The 20,116-nt window shown below is 69.8% G+C and carries 16 protein-coding genes and 4 pseudogenes; 7 read left to right on the top strand and 13 right to left on the bottom strand.

The genetic code is table 11. The features are described 5' to 3' along the window. Window positions 1-564: 564 nt before the first annotated feature. The gene (locus OG870_RS47060) at window positions 565-1,782 is read left to right on the top strand and encodes an IS110 family transposase (protein ID WP_266588272.1); all 1,218 of its coding nucleotides are present in this window, start codon (window positions 565-567) and stop codon (window positions 1,780-1,782) included. A 262-nt stretch (window positions 1,783-2,044) separates the two neighbouring features. On the opposite strand, the gene OG870_RS47055 is transcribed toward OG870_RS47060, so the two are convergent. The 4 genes from OG870_RS47055 to OG870_RS47040 all read right to left on the bottom strand — a co-directional run bounded on the left by OG870_RS47055 (window position 2,045) and on the right by OG870_RS47040 (window position 6,258). Continuing rightward, complete coding sequence (locus tag OG870_RS47055) at window positions 2,045-4,390, bottom strand: ABC transporter permease (RefSeq protein ID WP_266588270.1); 2,346 nt, start codon at window positions 4,388-4,390, stop codon at window positions 2,045-2,047. Beyond that, window positions 4,387-5,082 carry an ABC transporter ATP-binding protein gene (locus tag OG870_RS47050; protein WP_266530325.1) on the bottom strand — a complete coding sequence of 232 codons (696 nt, stop codon included), beginning with the start codon at window positions 5,080-5,082 and terminating at the stop codon, window positions 4,387-4,389. Before OG870_RS47050 ends, OG870_RS47055 begins: the two co-directional genes overlap by 4 nt. Then, window positions 5,079-5,603, bottom strand: a complete 525-nt coding sequence (locus OG870_RS47045; RefSeq protein WP_266588268.1) for a PadR family transcriptional regulator — start codon at window positions 5,601-5,603, stop codon at window positions 5,079-5,081. The genes OG870_RS47050 and OG870_RS47045 overlap by 4 nt, the downstream gene beginning before the upstream one ends. A 499-nt stretch (window positions 5,604-6,102) precedes the next feature. Next, complete coding sequence (locus OG870_RS47040; RefSeq protein ID WP_266588266.1) at window positions 6,103-6,258, bottom strand: hypothetical protein; 156 nt, start codon at window positions 6,256-6,258, stop codon at window positions 6,103-6,105. A 17-nt stretch (window positions 6,259-6,275) separates the two neighbouring features. On the opposite strand from OG870_RS47040, the pseudogene OG870_RS47035 reads away from it, so the two are divergent. The 4 genes and pseudogenes from OG870_RS47035 to OG870_RS47020 form a co-directional block, all read left to right on the top strand. Then, window positions 6,276-6,542, top strand: a pseudogene (locus OG870_RS47035) (MFS transporter); the annotation flags it as partial. A gap of 160 nt (window positions 6,543-6,702) precedes the next feature. Beyond that, window positions 6,703-8,628, top strand: coding sequence for a copper resistance CopC/CopD family protein (locus tag OG870_RS47030; RefSeq protein ID WP_266588264.1), 1,926 nt, complete (start codon window positions 6,703-6,705; stop codon window positions 8,626-8,628). Between the two features lie 651 nt (window positions 8,629-9,279). After that, window positions 9,280-9,990 carry a YcnI family copper-binding membrane protein gene (locus OG870_RS47025; protein ID WP_266588262.1) on the top strand — a complete coding sequence of 237 codons (711 nt, stop codon included), beginning with the start codon at window positions 9,280-9,282 and terminating at the stop codon, window positions 9,988-9,990. Window positions 9,991-10,280: 290 nt separating this feature from the next. Further along, window positions 10,281-10,901 carry a sigma-70 family RNA polymerase sigma factor gene (locus tag OG870_RS47020; protein ID WP_266588260.1) on the top strand — a complete coding sequence of 207 codons (621 nt, stop codon included), beginning with the start codon at window positions 10,281-10,283 and terminating at the stop codon, window positions 10,899-10,901. 410 nt (window positions 10,902-11,311) lie between these two features. Here OG870_RS47020 and OG870_RS47015 read toward each other — a convergent pair whose 3' ends face one another. The 3 genes and pseudogenes from OG870_RS47015 to OG870_RS48395 all read right to left on the bottom strand — a co-directional run. Further along, on the bottom strand, window positions 11,312-11,791 hold the full coding sequence (locus OG870_RS47015) for a hypothetical protein (protein WP_266588258.1): 480 nt from the start codon (window positions 11,789-11,791) through the stop codon (window positions 11,312-11,314). A gap of 752 nt (window positions 11,792-12,543) precedes the next feature. Beyond that, window positions 12,544-12,693: a hypothetical protein gene (locus tag OG870_RS47010; protein ID WP_266588256.1), complete on the bottom strand. Its 150-nt coding sequence runs from the start codon at window positions 12,691-12,693 to the stop codon at window positions 12,544-12,546. A gap of 5 nt (window positions 12,694-12,698) precedes the next feature. Next, window positions 12,699-12,863: pseudogene (locus OG870_RS48395) on the bottom strand (hypothetical protein); the annotation flags it as partial. A gap of 549 nt (window positions 12,864-13,412) precedes the next feature. Between OG870_RS48395 and OG870_RS47005 the strand changes: the two are divergent. Continuing rightward, window positions 13,413-13,997, top strand: coding sequence for a hypothetical protein (locus OG870_RS47005; RefSeq protein ID WP_266588254.1), 585 nt, complete (start codon window positions 13,413-13,415; stop codon window positions 13,995-13,997). 136 nt (window positions 13,998-14,133) lie between these two features. Here OG870_RS47005 and OG870_RS47000 read toward each other — a convergent pair whose 3' ends face one another. The 3 genes and pseudogenes from OG870_RS47000 to OG870_RS46990 all read right to left on the bottom strand — a co-directional run bounded on the left by OG870_RS47000 (window position 14,134) and on the right by OG870_RS46990 (window position 17,491). Continuing rightward, on the bottom strand, window positions 14,134-15,204 hold the full coding sequence (locus OG870_RS47000; RefSeq protein ID WP_266588252.1) for a polyprenyl synthetase family protein: 1,071 nt from the start codon (window positions 15,202-15,204) through the stop codon (window positions 14,134-14,136). 89 nt (window positions 15,205-15,293) lie between these two features. Then, complete coding sequence (locus tag OG870_RS46995) at window positions 15,294-16,370, bottom strand: polyprenyl synthetase family protein (protein ID WP_266588250.1); 1,077 nt, start codon at window positions 16,368-16,370, stop codon at window positions 15,294-15,296. Window positions 16,371-16,673: 303 nt separating this feature from the next. Continuing rightward, a pseudogene (locus OG870_RS46990) lies at window positions 16,674-17,491 on the bottom strand (IS5 family transposase). 288 nt (window positions 17,492-17,779) lie between these two features. Here OG870_RS46990 and OG870_RS46985 point away from each other — a divergent pair. Beyond that, window positions 17,780-18,430: pseudogene (locus OG870_RS46985) on the top strand (zinc-binding dehydrogenase); the annotation flags it as partial. 65 nt (window positions 18,431-18,495) lie between these two features. Here the strand turns inward: OG870_RS46985 and OG870_RS46980 are convergent. Genes OG870_RS46980 through OG870_RS46970 form a run of 3 tightly spaced genes read right to left on the bottom strand, consistent with a single transcriptional unit; the run spans window position 18,496 to window position 20,058 of the window. Next, complete coding sequence (locus tag OG870_RS46980; protein WP_266588243.1) at window positions 18,496-18,948, bottom strand: hypothetical protein; 453 nt, start codon at window positions 18,946-18,948, stop codon at window positions 18,496-18,498. Between the two features lie 27 nt (window positions 18,949-18,975). Beyond that, window positions 18,976-19,413, bottom strand: a complete 438-nt coding sequence (locus tag OG870_RS46975) for a hypothetical protein (RefSeq protein ID WP_266588241.1) — start codon at window positions 19,411-19,413, stop codon at window positions 18,976-18,978. Next, window positions 19,414-20,058, bottom strand: coding sequence for a hypothetical protein (locus tag OG870_RS46970; protein WP_266588239.1), 645 nt, complete (start codon window positions 20,056-20,058; stop codon window positions 19,414-19,416). Window positions 20,059-20,116: the final 58 nt, after the last annotated feature.

Genomic DNA, 20,116 nt, shown 5'->3' with positions numbered 1-20,116 from the left:
ACCGATCCCAGCAGGCCACCGGCATCGGACCGGCACGTTCCGGCTTCGCCCACACCATCAGGTGACACCAGAACCACTCATAGACTCACGAACCGTCCACTCAGTGGAGTGTCCGATGTGAGCGCTACGCCTCCTCGGGTGCCCGCTGTCGGCGTGTTGTGCTCAAGTGAAGGACTGGTGGGGCGGCGTTGACCGGAGGTGGGGGCTCCGGTCAACGCCCCCGCCACCCGAAGACATGAAGGGTGGCGGGGCCGGCGAGCTCGTTGAGGGCGACCTTGACCTGCGGTAGCGGGGGTTGCCCCCCCGTTATGTTTTCCGCGGTCCTGCAAGAGGGCCGCTGGCCTCCGGGCCCGGCATGACTGTGTCCCCCTGTCGAACGGATGACCTGGGGGGTGGTGTCACCGGGCCCGGGAGGTGCCGTCGGAGACGCTGATCAGAGGTCCGGCCACCACCCGGTCCGGCGCAACGCCGGACAGCTCGCGGGCGGCAGGTCTGCATAACGTGGATGCGCGCGTACGACACCACTGCCGAGGCCGGCACGATCAACTCCCCTGGAAGGGCGCGATGTTCGACACCGAAGACGTGGGCGTGTTCCTCGGCCTGGACGTCGGCAAGAGCTCTCATCACGGGCACGGGCTGACTCCGGCCGGCAAGAAGGTCTTCGACAAGCAGCTGCCCAACAGCGAGCCGAAACTGCGGGCCGTGTTCGACACACTGGCCGCGAAGTTCGGCACCGTGCTGGTGATCGTGGACCAGCCCGCCTCCATCGGAGCCCTCCCGCTCGCGGTCGCCCGGGACACCGGCTGCAAGGTCGCCTACCTGCCCGGACTCGCGATGCGGCGGATCGCCGACCTGTATCCGGGCGAGGCCAAGACCGATGCGAAGGACGCTGCGGTCATCGCGGACGCGGCCCGCACCATGCCGCACACCCTGCGCTCGCTGGAACTCACCGACGAGATCACCGCCGAACTCACGGTCCTCGTCGGCTTCGACCAGGACCTCGCGGCCGAGGCCACCCGCACCTCCAACCGGATACGCGGCCTGCTCACCCAGTTCCACCCGTCGCTGGAGCGGGTTCTGGGCCCCCGCCTCGACCACCAGGCCGTCACCTGGCTGGTGGAGCGCTACGGCTCCCCCGCCGCACTGCGCAAAGCCGGCCGCCGCAGGCTCGTCGAGCTCATCCGGCCCAAGGCCCCGCGCATGGCCCAGCGGCTGATCGACGATGTCTTCGAGGCGCTGGACGAGCAGACCGTCGTGGTCCCGGGGACCGGCACCCTCGACATCGTCGTGCCCTCCCTGGCCCGCTCGCTCGCCGCTGTCCACGAACAGCGCCGGGCCCTGGAAGCCCAGATCAACGCCCTGCTGGAGGCCCACCCTCTTTCCCCGGTCCTGACGTCGATGCCCGGCGTCGGCGTCAGGACCGCCGCCGTCCTGCTGGTCACCGTCGGCGACGGCACCAGCTTCCCGAACGCCGCCCACCTGGCCTCCTACGCCGGACTCGCCCCGACCACGAAGTCGTCGGGGACCTCGATCCACGGCGAACACGCGCCCCGAGGCGGCAACCGCCAGCTCAAACGCGCCATGTTCCTTTCCGCCTTCGCCTGCATGAACGCCGATCCCGCCTCCCGCGCCTACTACGACAAGCAACGCGCCCGCGGCAAAACCCACACCCAGGCCCTCCTCCGCCTCGCCCGCCAACGCATCAGCGTCCTGTTCGCCATGCTCCGAGACGGCACCTTCTACGAATCCCGCACGCCCGCGGACGTCGAGCTCGCCGCATGACCCCAGCAAGACCGAATCACCCCAAACCCGACAGGGGTGCCTTGACGAAGGACATAGAGGCACCCCCCCGGACAACGCAGTCCCATTGCTGACGAGACAGCAGTCGACACAACATCAACCACCCTGGCCCAAGCCGCACAGCCCGTGTCCAAGATTCCGGGTCGAGGCCCGTACGACGAGCAACCCGAGGCCCCCCTCCGCCTGAACGATCCAGCACACTGGCCGGCGGTTCTGGTGGAGAGGGGCCTTCGGGCCGTATGGCTCACTCGGTGCGCAGGCCGTCCGGGCGCATCAGCCGGAGCAGTGGTGGCAGGCTGAGCACGGTCACCAGCACGGTGACGGCGGCGCCGATACCGGTCATGGACAGTACGCTCGCCCAGTCGACGTCCACCGCCTTGTGCGTCATCTTCAGCAGTACCGCGCCCAGCGTCAGCCCGACCGCCGTGGCCAGCGCCAGGCCGAGCCCGATCGGGATCGCGGTCTGCCACAGCACGGACAGGGTCAGTGTGCGGCGCCGGGTGCCGAAGGCGATCAGCGACGACAGCAGCTTGCGGCGCTCGCGCAGCTGCTCCAGCTGCGACACCAGCAGACTCGCGCCGATCAGCGCCAGTACGCAGGTGGCGCCGACGAACAGGAAGGTGCGGATGGAGGCGTAGGTGTCGTCGCTCTTGCTGGACACCAGCATCACCGGGTCGGCGGGTAGGCCGAGACGGTGGGCCGTGTTCCGCGCATGGTCGGGCGCGTCTGCCAGCCCCTGGTCGAGCGCGAGGTAGATCTGGCCGCGAAGACCATGTACGGCGCCTGAGGGCAGCGCGCCCGGCGTCAGCAGCAGGCCGCCACGCTTGTTCCCTGCCGGGTCCGTGATCGACCTCGCCTGTTTCACGTCCGCCGGCACGGTCCAGGGCGTCCGCGTCCGCGCAGCACCGGATTCGTCGCGGGAGTCGAACCAGAGCGTGCTGCCGGGCTTGGACATGCCGGGCGTCGCCTCCCCGTATGCGCCACCCTGGACGACGAAGGAGTCACCGTCCTTGCAGGAGGGGAGGGAAGCCACCGCGCGCAGGGACGCACAGTCGGCGATGGCGACCTGGGCGTAGTCCTGGTCGTCGGCGGCCTCGCGCCGTTCGCCGACGGAGCCCTCGTCGAAGGCGTAGACCTTCGCGACACCCTTGGTCGCCTTGAAGTCGGCCGCCGCCCGGGCGAGCGGGACCTGGTCTCCTAGGTCCACGTGCATCTGGGCCCGGGTGAGGTCGTTGGCGGTGTGCTTGGTGTACTGGCCCTGCACCCCGGTGAACAGCATCTGCAGGGCGATGGCGCCCGCCACGGCGACCGCGATGCCGTTGACCGTGCGGGCGGCCGTTCCGCTGCTCAACTGAAGCCGGCGGATGGCCAGTTGCCAGGCGACTGCGCCGGAGCCGAGCCGGGCGACGACCGTCTCCACGGCCCACGGCAGCAGCGCGGTCACCCCGACGAGCAGCAGCAGGACGCCGCCGGTGACCTGGTACTGGTTGAAGTCTTTGCTGTACCGGTCCTTGCCGATCATCGGGTAGAGCATGCCGAGCCCGCCCACGGGCAGCAGTATCCGCCACCACAGCCGGCGCCGCGGGGGCTTCGCGGCGCGCACCACGCCGAGCGGCTCGATCACCACGCCCCGCAGCGCGAACAGGGTGACCAGCACGGCGGCCGCCGGGACCGCGACCACGACCAGCAGGGCGAGCAGGAGGGAGGGGACCAGATAGCTGGGGAACACGCTCACGTCGAACAGGTCCACGGACCCGGAGAACTCCCGGACGAGCAGGAAGAAGACCGCGCCGAAGGCCAGGCCGGCCACGGAGCCGGCGAAGGCCTCGCCGGCGGCGATCCGCCGGGTCATCCGGCTGTCCGAACCCACCAGCCGCAAGGCCGCGAGTCGCCGGTCGCGGCGCTCGCCGCCGAACCGCACGGCCGCGGCGATGAAGACGCCGACCGGCAACAGCAGCACCAGGAACACGACGAGGGAGAGCAGGACGAGGACGGGGTCCTTCCGCTCCGGGGTCTTGAAGCCTGCGCCGAATCGGTCGATGCGTTCGACCCCGCCGCTGTACTGCTTGAACACGAGATCGTCGGCGCCGCGGTAGAAGGCGAGCTCCTGGGCACCGATCAGCCCGGGCTCGGCGATCGTGCCGACGATCCGCCCCGGCAGCCGCTCCCGCAGCATCTTCCCCTCGCCAGACTCCAACAGCCGCTTCAGCGCGGGGGAGACCACCATCTCGCCCGCCCCCGGAAACCTCGAGACCCCCGGCGGCAGGGGCGCCTTGGGCCCCTCGGGCTGCAACGCCCGCCCCCGCACCTCCTTGTCACGGAAAACCGTCCCGGCGTTGCGGACCAGCAGTGTGTTGTCCGCCTTCCGCATCGGCGACTCGCTGAACGCGTACGTGAGGTCGCTACGCGCCTCCTCCCGGTCGTGCCGGACGGCCAGCGCGTTCGGCACCGCGGTGGCGAGCAGCAGCAGTGCCACACCGAGCCCCACGCCGACGGCGGTGAGCAGCATCCGCGCCCACCCCTCCCGCCCGCCGGCGACAGCGAATCTGACCCCCATACTCAGGTCCCTGGACCACTGGCGCGTCTTCATATGACCCGCTCCATGTCCCGGGACTTGCCGTCCCGTACGACGACCTCGCGGTCGGAGTAGGCGGCGACCCGTGCCTCGTGCGTGACGAGCACGACGGCGGCGTTGGTGGAGCGAGCCGCCTCGGTGAGCAGCCCCATCACACGCTCGCCGTTGAGGGAGTCGAGTGCGCCGGTCGGCTCGTCGGCGAACAGCACCCGGGGGCTCGTGACCAGCGCCCGGGCCACGGCCACCCGCTGCCCCTGACCGCCGGAGACCTCGCCGGGCCGCTTCTTGCGCAGGTCGTCGACCTCCAGCCGCTCCATCCAGGTCAGGGCCGCCTTCTCGGCCTCCTTGCGGGAAGTGCCGTTCAGCCGCAGCGGCAACGCCACGTTCTCCACACAGGTCAGCTCGGGCACCAGCTGACCGAACTGGAAGACGAAGCCGAACTCGCAGCGCCTGAGCGCGCTGCGCTGGGCGTCGTTCATGGTGGCCAGCTCACGCCCGTTGTAGGTGATGGACCCGGAGTCGGGCGGCACGATCCCGGCGAGGCAGTGCAGCAGCGTCGACTTGCCCGAGCCGGAGGGGCCCATCACGGCGACGACCTCGCCGGGGTGGATGGAGAAGTCGGCGCCGTCGAGCGCGGTGGTCGGCCCGTACGCCTTGCGCAGGTCCTGGGCGGCGAGCAGGGAACCGGGAGGATCAACACGGGTCACGCGGTCACCGCCCCGGCGAGCTTGTCCAGACGCGCGGCGGTCAGCTCCAGCCAGCGCAGGTCCGCTTCGAGGTGGAACAGGGCGTGGTCGCAGATCAGCTGGTCCGCGAAATCGCCCTTGCGCTTGCGGTCGGTCAGGATCCGCATGCTGCGCAGGTGCTCGGAGCGCTGCGTGTCGAGGATGTCGGCGGCGTTGCGACGGGTCAGCAGCGCGAGGACGACCTTGCTGTACAGCAACGACTGCAGGTACGGCTCGGGCTTCTCCGGCGTCGCGAGCCAGCGCTCGACGTCGCTGATCCCGGCGTCCGTGATCGCGTACCGCCTGCGCTCGGGCCCACTGCCCGCCTCGACGCCGTCGACTTCGACGAGGCCGTTCTTCAGCAGCCGGGACATCGTCGCGTAGACCTGGCCGTAGTGCAGCGGCCGGTCATGACCGAACTTCTCGTCGAAGGCCCGCTTCAGGTCGTAGCCATGGCGCGGACCGGACTCCAGGAGCCCCAGAAGGGTATTACCGATGGACATACCCAGCACTATACACACCATGTATACGCGGCCTGTATACCCGCAGTGTTTAGGCGATGGGAGTGGGCACGCCCTGGCGGGTCGCGTGCCTTTGCGCCGTCGACTCGACCGCGTACTTGGTGAAGATGCTGGAGGACCCGGCTGCCCACGGAGTCGATCCGGCCCGCACCACGGTGTTGCACCAGCTCACCGGGAGCCAGTGGCCGGCCACCCGCGCCCACACCGCTCAGTACGTGCTGCCGCTGCTGCGCGAGCACCAGGTTCGGCTCGTTCAAGCCTCCCGGTCGCCGTGTGGAACGGCGAACCGCCGTCAGGCGTGGGAGGCACCGCGGACACCGTCCTGGAGGCGCGCGACGCTGGCCTCCCCGTCGATGTGGTGTGGCCGCAGGGTGCTGCACGGACCGCCTGACTTGCACGCTTCCTTCGCGCCTTCGGCGGCTCGGTGCCTGGAGCGGTTCTGCTGGACCGGGCCGCATCGGTGAGACGCTCGCAGCATGACCTACCGATAGTGGCGCGCCGGCACCAGCCACGTGACCGCCAGGGCCTCGCCCCTCTCGTCGTCGTCCGAAGGTTCGTCGGGGGCGGCGGCCTGGCGGACCTGCTCGATCTGCCGCTCGATGCCGCGAAGGTTCTCCTGCAGATCCGTGGTCACCACGTTGTCGACGGTGACCTTCAGTGGGGCAGATGCTGGTCGTCCCAGCGGCCCGTGCATGGGTGCCCGACCTCGCGGAGGACGGCCGGATCGGCCTCTCCATCGGCGCGCTGTCCTCCATCTCCGGCCTGATCGTCCTCATCGGCAGCGTGGCCACCGGCTCCCTGCTCGACCTCCGTCTCCCGGCCGCCGTTGTCTGGCTCGTCCTCGCCGCCGTCCCGGCCCTGGCTGTGGCGGTGGTGCCGCGCCGCCCGCACCGAACCCGGGGCGTGGCTGCGGCACGCTGACGACCCGCCGGGCGAGCCTTGCCGGTCCGTAGTGAGTGGTCCCGCGCACAGGATCTCCCCATCGCTCACCCTGACGCACAGCCCGGAATGAGGGCGACTTTACGGCGGGCCAACGGTACGGCGATGCGATCGCAAAGCCCCATGGTCATCGTTCCTGGGCATGACGACGCGTTCGCCGCACAGGGCGAAGCAGGGCCTGAGAGCGCTGGTCGCGGCGCTGGCGTTCTGCGTCGCGGCGCTCGGACTGGCGCTGGTCACTGCTGGCAGAGCCTCGGCTCACGCCGCCCTCATGGCCACGAACCCGGCTGCGAACGCGGTGGTGGCGAGCGCGCCGCGGCAGGTCGTCCTCGACTTCGGTGAAGGCGTCGGGCTTCTCGACGACTCGGTGCGGGTCTTCGGCCCGGCCGGCGAGCGGGTGGACGACGGTCGTCCGCTGCGCGTGGGAGGCAACGCGGCCGAGGTGGGCGTGCTGCTGACGGGCGCCCTGCCGCACGGCACCTACACAGTGGCGTGGCACGTGATCTCTGCTGACACCCACCCCGTCGCCGGAGCGTTCGTCTTCTCGGTCGGCAGCGCCTCCCGTCATGCCGCCGCTCCCACCGCAGCCTCACCCAACGCGAGCGCGGCCGGCATCCTGTACGGGTGCGGCCGGTACCTCGACTACACGGGCTACGCGGTGCTCGTCGGGGTGAGTGCCTTCGTGCTGCTGTGCCGGCCCGGCGCCGCCGCCCGCAGGTCCTTGCTGCCCCTGTTGCGGGTCGGGTGGTGGTCCATGGCCCTCGCCACGGTCGCTCTGCTGACGCTCCGCGGCCCGTACGCGTCGGAGCAGGGCCCCGGCCGTGCGCTGAGCGTCTCCGTGCTCCGCGGCACGCTCGGGACCACCGCGGGAATCGCCCTGCTGATACGGCTGTTGCTCTTGGCGGCGGCGTATCCGCTGCTCCGGCTGCTGACCCGAGGCTGCGGCCCGGGTTCCGCGGGACGGGCGGGGCGTGGGATCCGTAGGGGAGAAGCAGGTCTGTCGGGCGCCACGGTGGTGCTGGCAGTGGGCCTGGCCTCGACCTGGTCCCTGGCCGAGCACGCCTCGGTCGGCATCCAGGTGGCGGCCGCCATCCCGTTCGACATCCTGCATCTGGTGGCCATGGCCTGCTGGCTGGGCGGCCTGTCGGCGCTGGTGACCATGCTGTGGCGCGCCCCAGCCGAGGAACGGGCCGACACCCGGGCCGTGAGCCGTTTCTCCGCGGTCGCCCTGGCCTCCGTCGCGGTCCTGGTACTCACCGGGGTCTACCAGACGTGGCGTCAGACCGGCTCCTGGGACGCGCTGGTGGCGACGGCCTATGGGAGGTGGCTGCTGCTCAAGGTCTACGGCGTCTTGGTGATGCTGACGGCCGCCTTCTACTCGCGCCGATGGGCGGCCCAACTGCGACACCGGGCGCGATCGACGACGCAGCGTACCTGCGTGCCTGTGCCGGTACCGGTCGGGGCGGTCGGGCACGCGGGCGGTTCGCTGCGGGAGGCCCACGGCGAACCGCCCCCGCGAACGGGCGGCGACGACGAAGTGCCGTATGGCGAAGTGCCGTACGACGGCGACGTCTACCGGCGGGCCCTGCGGCGAACGGCAGCGATGGAAGCGGCCGTCGGGATCCTGGTGCTGGCGGTGACCACCGTCCTCACCAACACCCAGCCCCCGCGCGCCGAGGCCCACACCGAGGCAGCGCCGAGGTCGACGGCACGGACGACGAGCCTCGCCGTGCCCTTCGACACCGGCCAGTTGGGGGGCGCCGGCCGAGGCACCGTCGACCTCACCCTGACGCCGGGCCGGCCGGGCGGCAACACCCTGCGGGCCGTCGTTCTGGGCCCCCGCCGCACACCCGAGCGCGTTCCCGAACTGGATGTCGCGCTCACGCTGCCGAGCAGAGGCATCGGCCCGCTCAAAGCCGCCCTCGTGAAGTCCGGAAGCCGATGGGTGGCGAAGGGGTTCCAGATCCCCATGCAGGGGGCGTGGCAGCTCTCCGTCACGGTACGGACGTCGGCCGTCGACGAGGTGACGGAGACCCGGACCGTACGGGTCGCCGCGGGAGGGCAGTAGCGTGAGCTTTCTGCGGGCCGCCGTCTTCGCGGCGCTGTGCGTGACACTGGCGGCCGCCGGCCACCGCATGGCGGGACATCCGCCGCCTGCCGGCTGGTCGGTGGGGGCCGGCTTCGCCGTGGTGCTCGCTCTGACCGTGCCGCTGTGCGGCAGGGAACGCTCGCTGCCTGAGATCTGCGGCGCCATGGCCGTGACGCAGCTCGGACTCCACCTGTACTTCGACGCGTCGACTCCACGAACGTCTATGGCCGTGATGACGGACCACCGGGACGTCACGCGGATGTTCGCTGCTCATCTCGCGGCAGCCATGGTGGCCGCCTGGTGGCTACGGTGCGGTGAGGCGGCCGTGTGGTCGCTTCTGCGACAAGCTGCCACGTTGCTCCCGAGGCCCAGGCTCCGGTGGCCGGAGGCCACAGCACCGGAGGGACAGCCGCCGCAGGCGTGCCGCCGGCGCCGCGAAGGGCACGAGAAGTCGACGCGGCGACTGCTGCTGCGGCACACGGTGAGCCGCCGCGGGCCTCCCGCGGACCGGGGGCCTGCCACCCCCGCGCCCCGAAACCGCACCCGCATGGCTGCACGCGCCCTGCCATCCGCGTCGCCGCCGCACACCGCAGCCGCGATGGCCTCCCACGTCCCCCGATGGAGTCCCTCATGTACGCGACACCCACCGTGTCCTCCCGTGCGGTCCGCCGTGCCCTGACGGTCACCGCGCTCACCGCAGCCGGCCTGATCGGCAGCGCCGGCGCAGCGTTCGCCCACGTCACCGTCCATCCCGACAGCTACCCGCAGGGCGCCACGGACGGCACGATCACCTTCCGCGTTCCCAACGAGGAGGACACCGCGGGCACGGTCAAGCTCGACGTCGTCTTCCCCACCGACCACCCGATCCCCTCCGTCCTCGTCCAGCCCGTCACCGGCTGGACAGCCCAGACGAAGACCGCCAGACTCCGCACCCCCATCAAGACCGACGACGGCGACATCACCACCGCCGTCTCCGAAATCGTCTGGACCGGCGGCAGGATCGCGCCGGGCCAGTACCAGGACTTCACCGTGGCCTTCGGCCAGCTCCCGACCGGCGCCGCGCAACTGGTCTTCAAGGCCCTGCAGAGCTACTCCGACGGCAAGATCGTCCGTTGGATCGAGCAGCAACAGCCCGGCCAGGCCGAACCCGAGAACCTCGCACCCGTGCTGAAACTGACCGCGGCCGGCTCCGACGCCGCCAACGTCAGCGCGGTCTCGTCGTCGGCCAAGGCAAGCGACAACACCGCCCGCGGCCTGGGCATCGCGGGTCTCGTCGTCGGTGTCCTCGGCCTCCTCGCGGGCGGCCTCGCCGTCACCCGCGCACGGGCCGCCCGGCGGTAGCGGCGCACGAAGGGGTGGTACAGGACGGCCGCCTATACCACCCCGCACCACAAGGCCCCACTGCCGGCGCAGCAGAGGAACGGTGCTGCCGCGGTGCCCATATCCGGCAGGTCCTCGCTCGTCCAGGCAGTCGCCCGTCCGCAGTCATCGAGCTGTCGGTTGCCCGCCTCGGGCCGGCCGTGCGCCCGCGCCCGGCCGACACCCCCTCACCGGTGCCGGGCTGCCTGCTGCCCTGATGCGCCTGCCTGCCCGGAAACCGGATCCTTGGCACAGAGAAGGACAGACACCAGGTGATCACTCCTGCCCTGCCTCCCTCGCGTGAACAGACGACGACGAACCCGAGACAAGACCCGATCACGGCGTGGGCGCTTGCCGCGCGCAGCGGTGATCCCGACGCCATCGACCACTTCGTCCGCGCCTTGCACCGAGACGTCCGCCACTACGTGACGTACCTCGGTGCCGACCCCGAGAGCGCCGACGACCTGACCCAGGAGACCTTCCTGCGCGCCCTGGGCAGCCTGCACCGGTTCGAAGGCCGCTCCTCGGCCCGCACCTGGCTGTTCTCCATCGCCCGCCGCGCGGTCATCGACAGCATCCGCCACAACTCCTCCCGCCCCCGCCTGTCGGACACGGGCGAGTGGGAGTCGTTCGTCGAACGTACCCGGCCGCGCGGCCTGCCCGGCTTCGACGACGGCGTCGCGCTCGCGGAGTTGCTGAACACGCTCCCCGACGACCGCCGCGAGGCGTTCGTGCTCACCCAGATGCTGGGACTTCCCTACGCGGAGGCGGCCCTCGTCAGCGACTGCCCGATCGGCACGGTGCGCTCCCGGGTCGCCCGGGCCCGTACCTCCCTGATCGGCTGGCTGGACGAGGCCGAGCACGCCGTTCCGGTGGCCGAGGGGTACGACTGACCGTTCCGCCCCGTGTGATGCGGAGCTGCTAGGCGACAAGGCCAGAGGCGCGACTCGGAGGGCGTAGTGCCGTTCTGCGCCCTCCACGCGCCCTGCCCTTGTCGCGCGGGGCCTGGTCATCATGGCGACAGGAGCATGCCGGGACAGCCGCTGGAGGTGCGTATGCGGGCTTCCGCCGAGGTCAGGTGGCTGGCGTTCGCGGTGATGGCGGTTGTCGGGCTCCTCTGTCTGGCACGGTTTGTGCGGGGCTCCGGCTTTGTCGATGTCGGATGACAGCGCATGTCGGTGAGTCTCGACACCACTTCGCCATCAGTGGGGTTAGAAATGTTGGTGAGTTTTGGCAGCACCTGGCAGCGGCCAACAGGAATTCCGCACATCAACAAGCACCCCGGCATGCTGGGGTCGTTGCCTTACCCGCCGATCCCAAAGGGCAGCCCCTTGTGATGCTTGCTCAGTGAACGTCGTATGACGTTGACCAGCTTCACCTGCGCTTGGGCGGATGCTTGTCTGGCCTGTTCGAACTCCTCCGGACTCAGCGGGTCACGCAGTGGGGTGCGTTCGCCTCGCTCCACCTGGTCCAGGAAGGAGTTGATAGCACGGCCGAAATTGTCGACTTCCGTCGCAACTTCCGTGGGAGCGACCAGGCTTACGCGTATCAAGGCCGCGCTCCACTCGCCCCAGTCGTAATCCCACCCGCGTCGGTCACCATGCGCTCGCCTGAGTTCCATCGTGAACTTGGCGTAGTGACTGAACAGCTCCTGGTAGGCGGCAAGTTGCTGATCACGGGTCCACTGACGATCTTGAGCCCGGCGCGTGACGATACCGCCGACCAGCACACCCGCTGTGGCGGAAAGCGCACCAGCGGCCGTTGTCACCAGCGAGTCCAGCATCAAACCCCCTGAGGCCCCGCAGTCCCAACCTTCGGTGAGACGAACATACTGATCATCACTCCTCGGCGACAATGATCAGCCTTCGGGCGGTTCAGACTGCTGCGGTCAGCCGTTGTGCGCCTGCTCAGCCCTGGCCCGGTCTGGGCGAGGCGGAAGGCGTCGCTGCCCGGGACACGTCAGCCGGTGGATCTGGTCGGGGCTGGCGACCTTGAGCACACCCAGCGCAGCCAGAACGTGCGCGCGCACCGCACCCGTGGATCCGTACGGGTAGATCTTCGAGCCGCCCCACCGTCCATCCCTCCTTGCTCCCGGCGCGGCCCCCTGGCCGCGCCGCTGCGGGCCCGGCGACGCGGGGCCCGCCAGAAGCCGCGCAGACCCTCACCCGATGATCTCGACGTCCGCCCCACATCTACCACCTTCCACAGACATTCAAGTGGGGCGACAGAGAGAGAAAGAGGGTTGTCGGGGTGTGCGGTCGGGCCTTTCTACGGGGTCTGACCAGGGGAACCTTGCATAGCCTACAGCGGCTGCCGGTAGGGGAGTTGGTAGGGATGACGGTAGCGGGGCCGGTAAGGGGTTCGGAGGCTTGCCCAATGCGCAAGGCTGGATGCGCTCGCCTGCGCAATCGGCCTTGCGCAGGCCGGTCTTGCCAGCCGCCTGGCCAACATCCATCTCATCGTCGTCACGCCGACGATGCCCGGATCGCGTCGCGGCCGCGGCGCAGTACCGCCGTGCTGCTGCCCCTCTTGGACTCATTCACCCGTGCCCGTCCAGACACCACCGGGTTCGTTGAGGGTGGCGCGGAACCGTTCGATCGTGTCCCGCACGTGTGGTGCCCCGTCCCACTCCGCACCGTACTCGCCGGTGGGCGTACGCCAGGTGCACACGTAGTCCTCAGCCACCTGGGCAACGTCGTCCGGCGCAGGGCATAGGCCCAGCCGGTCTCTTCCTCCCAGTTGAACCGTAGACCGCCCACTCCGGCGGTGCGGCTGATGTCCCACACGAGTACGAGGTACATCGTGCGCCCGCGCTGGGGATGGGTGCAGTCCGCGCGGACGGTGCCCGGCGGGATGCCCCGCCCGGTGAGCGCTTCGTCGACGGCCTGCAGGTAGGGGACTGCTTCAGTGACGGCGCGTCATCGAAGCCGCTCAAACATCGATGACACACGATCAAACATCGATGACACGGGACAGTCGAGGTCTGTGACCTTGCGCAGTGAAGGTTGAGCTTTCTCATCGGACGTTGAGTGAGAGGCAAGCCCCAGGTCGAGAAGCTGCGAATCCCGTTGGGTGGTGACGCGTCGCTCTGCAGGTGATGCCAGCCAGTTGCCTGCTGCTGGGCGGTGGGCCTGGCGGCGCTGGGCATTACCGCCTTCGCCGCCCGGACCGCCTCCCGCGCGCGGGGGCCAAGGCAGCGTCGACGGGTGTCGAGCACGCTGTACCGGTGTCGTGACCGGCCCGGTGCGAGTGTCGTTTGGACGGTGAACGCCGCGCACGGCGAGAGCGTGATCGTGTGAGGGACGGGGGCTTTCAGGGTGCCGGACGACGAGGCTGCGGCTTCGGCTGCTTCACCGGTCGCATCAGCCGCGCCGCCCGGCCAGGGGCGCCTGGCGGTGCAGGTCGTGGTGCCTCGAACGGAGGCGCGCTGGGCGTGGCTGCTTAGCGACGGCGGCGAGCCCCGGAACTGGATGTTGCTCCTGGCCCCGCTGCTGGGCTGGCACACCGACGGCTGGGCCGGCATCGGCTGGGGCATGGTCGCGGCGGTGTTCACGGCGGTGCTGCCCACGTTGATTCTTCGGTTCGGCGAGCACCGCCAGTACTGGGGAGACCGGCATGTGCGGCGGCGGCAAGACCGCATTGTGGCGGCCCCAGGGGTGATGGCCTCGGTCATCACCGGCACCGCACTGCTGCACAGGTTCGATGCTCCCGTCGAGGTGACGGCCCTGGTGACGGCGATGGTCGCCGTTCTGCTCGCCCTCCTGGTGATCACCTTCTTCTGGAAGGTGTCGGTGCACTCCGCCGTCGCCTCCGGCGCCTTCACCATTCTCGCAATGGTCTTCGGCCCCTGGCTGCTCGTACTGGCTCCCTTGGTGGTGCTGATCGGCTGCTCCCGCATCCGGCTGCGTTGCCACACCGCCGGCCAGGTCAGCGTCGGGTTCCTCATCGGCGCGGCCGTCAGCTCACCCGTCTTCGACCTCATGAGGTGATGGGCATGAACCCATTCCTGGCTCCCAGCCCCGCCGATCTCGTCCTGGTCAAGGCAGCGTGCGGAGCATCCGAACGGAGCTGACGCGCGGCCCCACCATCCCAGGTCAGCACCCCGTAGGCGCCCGAACGGGCCGGTCACCAGGTGCGGTTGACGCTCCACAGCGGCACCTGCTCGAAGAAGGTGACCGCCTCTTCCCGCCACCGTGACCGCCAGCCGGCGGCCACCTCGGTGGCCTGCGCCGCGCAGCGGTGCATGTCCGCCTCCATCCTGTCCGGCACACCACAGTGCTCCCCGATCTCCCGGACGGCGGCGATGGTCTCCGCCGGACAGGACGCGTCGCCGAGCGCGGCCTCCACCACGCGACGCTCGGCGTCGTCGACGGCCGCCAGCAAGGCGCTGACCGTGTAGCTGTGTTTGCCGTCGCGGATGTCGGTGCCGGTCGGCTTGCCCATGACGGACGCGTCCCCGAACAGATCCAGGTAGTCGTCGCGCATCTGCCCGCCGATCCCCACCAGCCGCGCATACTCCCGCAGCTCCTTCCCGAAGAGCGCCGGCTTCTCGCCTGCGGCCAGGAGCCCAAGTTGCATTGGCGCGAGAACCGAGTAGCGGGCGGACTTGTAGTCGGCCACGCAGTGCAGGACCTCCTCTCCCGGCGCGGCGGCGAAGTCGCGTTCCAGGTCGACGATCTGGCCCACGAACGTGTCGGCCGCCGCCCGCGTCTGCACCTCGACCATGGCCTGCCGCACCGCCACAGGCACTTTCGCCTCCAGCAGCACCTGCAGCGACAGGGCGAGGGCGAGGTCCCCCGCGAGCACGGTCAGACCAAGGGCCGCCTGCGGATGGCCGGGAAACCGCTCACGGTAGGCGTAGTAGGTGGACGGGCCGCCGCGGCGGGTGGGGCTGTCGTCGATGAGATCGTCGTGCACCAGGCCGTGGGTCTGCAGCAGCTCGATACTCAGCGCCGCAGCCTCCAGCCCCTCGACCGGCTCGTCCGTCACCAGACGCGCCGCCTCATGCAGCAAAACGACCCGCATCCGCTTCCCGCCCCGCAAGGACAACTCCCGCAGCAACCGCAGGCACTCCGGAGTGAAACGGCTGAACGACGGCGCATCCAGCCCGGCGCTCAACGCGTGGAAGTACTCCTCGAAGAGCGTGTTGAACCGGCGCTCATATCCGGCGACACGATCGGGAACCTGCTCGGTCATCACGAGTTCTTCCTGCTCGGGGGTCCGGTGACACCGCTGTAGACGCGCCACGGTTGACGTTTGGTGCCCTAGGGTCGCGGCCGCAGGGGTCAGGACGTGTACTGGGTGGCCTTGACCGCCAGCCCACGCAGAGCACGATCCGCAGACGGCGGGAAGCCGGCCCCGTCCAGGACGCGCAAGACGTGGTCGTAGCGGGAAGTAATCATCCGCTCGGTCTCCTTGCGTGCCCCTGTCGCGAGCAGGATGCCCCGGATCTCCTCGGCTTCGCGCTCCTCCAGGGCGGCCCGGCCCACCAGCCGGCCAAGCCGCTCCCGCTGGACCAAGTCAGCCTTCTGCAGGCCCAGGGCCAGCAGAACGGTCCGCTTGCCCTCCCGCAGGTCGCTCAGGCCCGGAGCGCACGCGCCGTCCGGGCTGCCGAATACGTCCAGCAGGTCATCCCGCAGCTGGAACGCCTCCCCCAGCGGCAAGCCCAGCCCGGTGAAAACCTCCATCGTGGCCCCATCGGCCCCGGCGACCGCAGCCCCCAATTGCAGCGGCCGCTCGATGGTTGCCGTGGCGGTCTTGTACCGGATGATCCGCAAGGCCGCCTCGACGTCATCGGCGCCACGGCCCGTGCCCATGACGTCCAGGTACTGCCCGTACATCACCTCTTCCAGCATCGCGTCATACAGCCCATGGACCAGCCGCTGCCGGCCGGACTCGATCGGGGCAGTGTGCAGCAGCTCCTGCGCCCACATCAGGGCCAGGTTGCCCACCAGCAACGCGCCGCCCGCACCCAGCCGCTCGGCCCGCTCGCCAGCTCCCAGCCGGGCACGCATCACACGATGGACCGCGGGCCGACCGCGGCGACTGACCGAGTCGTCCATGATGTCGTCGTGGATGAGCGCGAAGGCCACGAACAACTCCAGCGACGCCGCCACCCGCACCGCCGACGCCGCATCACCACGGCCACCGGCGGCATGCCAGCCCACTACGCACAAAAGCGCCCGGATCCGTTTCCCGCCAGCTGTCAGGAAGTCGCGTACGGTCTGCACCACCTCCGGCGGATGCCCCCGGCCAGCCCCCGCACGAGCCTTCTCGGCCAAGAAGTTCTCAAGAACCGCATCAACTTGGCACTTCACCGCAGGCAGATCGATAGCTCGCGCGTCGATCACACCCGACGTCACGACTCACCACTCCCCACCAGGGGAGCCAGTCTCATGGGGACGGACGAGAATGCGCGATAGCTGCCCCCTGGCTCACGGCTCTGACGACAACTGAGGCCGCTGACTGGCCGCGTCACCCATTTGGTCTGCATGATCCGTCCAACGACCCACACCGCTGAAGAGCACGCACGGCGTGGTCACCTCCCTGACTTCGCAACCATCAGCGGGGTCTGTGGCCTGCACGGGATGGTGGCCAACTTCCAGAGCAACGCACCTCGACCGGATCCTCGCGGCGTCCGTCCCTACCTGCCGCTCTCACTGGCCCTAACAAAGCCTCTGGACGTGGCGGTGGGTGATGAGGCAGACGGCGAGTCCGAGGACGGCTTCGTGGATGTCGTCGCGTCGTTCCCATCGGATCCGCAGGCGGCGGAAGCCGTGCAGCCAGGAGATGGTCCGCTCGACAACCCACCGGAACGTGCCCAGGCCGGTGCCGTGAGGCTGGCCGCGTTCGGCGATCGCGGGCCGGATGCCGCGCTCGCGCAGGAGCCGGCGGTACTTGTCGTGGTCGTAGCCGCGGTCGGCGAAGAGCATGTCGGGCCGCCTGCGCGGCCGGCCGACGACTCCGGCCACTGCCGGGATCTTGTCCAACAGCGGCAGCAGTTGGGTGACGTCGTTGCGGTTTCCGCCGGTCAGCGACACCGCGAGCGGGATCCCTTGGCCGTCGGTGATGATGTGGTGCTTGCTGCCCGGGCGTGCGCGGTCGACCGGGCTGGGTCCGCTTTTGGGCCCCGGCGTGCGGCCCGGACGTGGGAGGAGTCGATCACCGCCCGCGACCAGCCCAGCTGGTTCTTCGAGCGCAGCTTGTTCAGCAGCAGCTGGTGCAACCGGCCCCACACGCCGGCCTCGTTCCAGGCCGCAAGACGGCGCCAGCACGTCATGCCCGAGCCGAAGCCCAGCTCCTGGGGCAGGTACTCCCACTGGATCCCGGTGTGCAGTACGAACAAGATGCCGCACAGGGCCTGCCGGTCGGGCACACGTGGCCGTCCCTCGACCTGCTTCGGCGGCGGCTTGGGCAGCAACGGTTCAATGAGCGACCACAGTTCGTCCGACACGATCCACGGCCGCGACTGACGCTTCCCCATGCCCACATCAACGAGCGATCAAGCGGACAGTCACATGATCAACCCGCTTTTGTTAGAGCCAGTTAGCAAGAGAAGCGAAGGGCTCACCGACTTCCATTGAGGTCGCCAACTGTTGCGCATGACGGCTCACCTCTTTAAATACATCGACTCGACGATCCCGAAGCCACTTCTCATGCTCGGTTCACGCAGCCTCACGAGCAGCCTTACGGGTTCCTCTTGTGGTTATGAGAGTGCCAGCAACGCCGAGTAGGCCACCGCCCAGAGCGCCCGCCAAGCCAGTGAGCGCGACAGGCCGCACCCCTGCCCGACCACCTCAGTGACGAGCTGGGCGCGAGCCTCGGCATCCCCGGCATCACCGCCCACCGCGCCGTCTTCGCCGACGTCCCGGTCGACGGCCGACTGGTCCTGGTCCACGGAGTTCTCGGCGGCGTCGGCTCCCTGGCCGCCCAGCTCGCCCACTGGGCCGGCGCCACCGTGATCGCCACCGTCCGCCGCACCGCGGACCTCGACCGCGTCGACCCGGCCGTCGCCCACGCCGTCGCCCTGGACACCGGCGACCCCGCCGCGGCCATTCGCTCGCACGCGCCGCGGGGCGTCGACCGGATCATCGAGGTCGCGCTGTCCGACAACGCCGATCTCGACAACGCCGTCGCCGCCAACAACGCCGTCATCGCCGCCTACGCCACCCGCTCGGACCGCACCGAAATCCCCTTCTGGCCGCTGCTGTTCAACAACGTCACCCTGCGGCTGCTCGGCAGCGACGACTTCCCCGCCGAGGCCAAACGCCAAGCCGCCCGCGACCTCACCTCCGCCGCCGCCGTCGGCGCCCTCACCGTCGCCGTCGGCGACCGTCACCCGCTGGACGACATCGCCAAGGCCCACGACCACGTCGACGCCGACGGTGTCCACAGCCGCATCCTGGTCACCCTCCCCCAATAGCGCAGACTCGGAACACTGCCCTGCTCAACTGCCTAGCCCTACGGGTCGGCCCGTCGCGCTGCCAACTATTCGGACCAGTTCCCGCCGACGAAGGTGGCCCAGCGTTCGGCTGTCTTGGGGTGGATACCGAGCAGGGCGGCGACGACCATGGGCGGCAGGTCTACTAGGGCGTCCATCAGGGCGGTGTTCCGTGCAACGCGGGCGGGCAGACCGTGGTGTCTCAAGGCGTCGGCGAGGCCGAGGGGGTTGCGCGGGCGTCCAGGGCTGTGACCGGGCAAGAGGTATCTGCACCCGGCCGCGTTGCTGTGCCGGGGGCTGTACTGCAGCTGATCGTCGATGAGACGGGCGAGCTTCGGCGGGAGCACGAAGGGGTGGTTATTGACCGTCAGGTAGGTATGCCCCTGATCGCGGCGAATGTGGTCTTCGGTGAGTTCGACGATGCGGGTCAGGGGGAGGGCGTAGAGGCGGACGAGAGCAGCCGCGACGCGGACATCCAGGGGCAACGCCGTGTCGTTCAAGCAGCGCAGCAGCTCTTTTCGGTGCTCCTACTCTGCCTGGAAGTGGCCCGGGAGTTGGGCGGCTGAGCGCTCGATGACCAGATCGGGCGGGCAGAGGCGTCGTGCAGTGCTCCAGCGGAGGAAGGGGATGGAACGGGAGCGCAGGGTTGGCCGCTCGATCGCCCAGGTGTCCAGATGCCGCTGCTGGAGCTGGGAGAGACTCAGGTGCTGGGTGCCGAACCAGTTCAGGAAGTTGATGGCGGCGAGGACGTTGCCGCAGTCACCCTTGTGTGCGGCGTAGGTGTAACGGCCGCGGGATGAGCGTCGGCGGGCGTCGCGGATGATGTGCCACTCGGCGAACGGACGGATGAGGTTGGCGTGCCGCGTTGGCAGTTCGGCCACGGTCCGTGCGACCCAGTTGGTGAGGAGGGCGAGATTCTCATCGCGTGGCGGCAGGATGCCGGCGGTGACGAGTAGCCCACACACCTAGGCGGCGGCAGCCCGCTGCGGCAGCGTGTCGAGGGATTTGTGGTTCAGCGCTTCGGGATCGAGTGCCAAGCGGCCCAGCAGATGGGCGGCAGGGCTTCGGCGCAGCCACTGCAGGACGCGGTAGGGGTTATCCGCTCCGGTCAGTACCGCGGCGAGGGGGTGGAGTAGCTGGGCCAGGCTTGCGCCGTCCGCGGAGAGCAGATCGGTCACGCGGGCGGCCAGGGTGCAGCGGGGACAGCGGCGGCCGGAGTAGAGGTCCGCCGGCTCATCGCAGGCCGAACACCGCTCGACCGGTTCGTCGGGGAACGAGCACGCCTTGCACAGGAGGGTTCCCTCGGCCGTCTGACCGATCAGGATGCGCTGCCGGTTGCACGAGGCGCACGGTGCAGGGGTCGACAGGGCTGTTCTGTAGCAGGAGTTGCACACCGGCCCTCGCGGCCAGAAGACCTTGATCTTCGCGACGTGCCCGCACAGGGCACATGCGCACTCTTCGCGAGGGCGGCACGTGTCGCAGTGGAACGGTCCCAGGCCGCCGTTGACGTGGTGGCCTGGGCGGACCCTGTCGCAGATGGCGCAGGTCTTTTCGTGTCGCTTGTAGCACCGGTCGCAGGTGTCCGGCCTGGAGCCGTCGGCCCGCGCCACGATGGGAACGATCTGCCCGCAGACACCGCACAGGCGGGCAGGGCTGGAGTAGCAACCG

Origin of the sequence: Streptomyces sp. NBC_00461, from assembly GCF_036013935.1 — a bacterium.
GTDB lineage: Bacteria > Actinomycetota > Actinomycetes > Streptomycetales > Streptomycetaceae > Streptomyces.
The sequence above is the reverse complement of the archived record's forward strand: the minus strand, read 5'-3'. Positions and strand labels throughout refer to the sequence as shown.

Bases quoted from the DNA above. Each gene is read 5' to 3' on its own strand.
- OG870_RS47045 (WP_266588268.1), bottom strand. From the start codon at position 5,603: ATGTCCATCGGTAATACCCTTCTGGGGCTCCTGGAGTCCGGTCCGCGC.
- OG870_RS47030 (WP_266588264.1), top strand. From the start codon at position 6,703: ATGACGACGCGTTCGCCGCACAGGGCGAAGCAGGGCCTGAGAGCGCTG.
- OG870_RS47000 (WP_266588252.1), bottom strand. From the start codon at position 15,204: ATGACCGAGCAGGTTCCCGATCGTGTCGCCGGATATGAGCGCCGGTTC.
- OG870_RS47060 (WP_266588272.1), top strand. From the start codon at position 565: ATGTTCGACACCGAAGACGTGGGCGTGTTCCTCGGCCTGGACGTCGGC.
- OG870_RS47025 (WP_266588262.1), top strand. From the start codon at position 9,280: ATGTACGCGACACCCACCGTGTCCTCCCGTGCGGTCCGCCGTGCCCTG.
- OG870_RS47055 (WP_266588270.1), bottom strand. From the start codon at position 4,390: ATGAAGACGCGCCAGTGGTCCAGGGACCTGAGTATGGGGGTCAGATTC.
- OG870_RS47015 (WP_266588258.1), bottom strand. From the start codon at position 11,791: ATGCTGGACTCGCTGGTGACAACGGCCGCTGGTGCGCTTTCCGCCACA.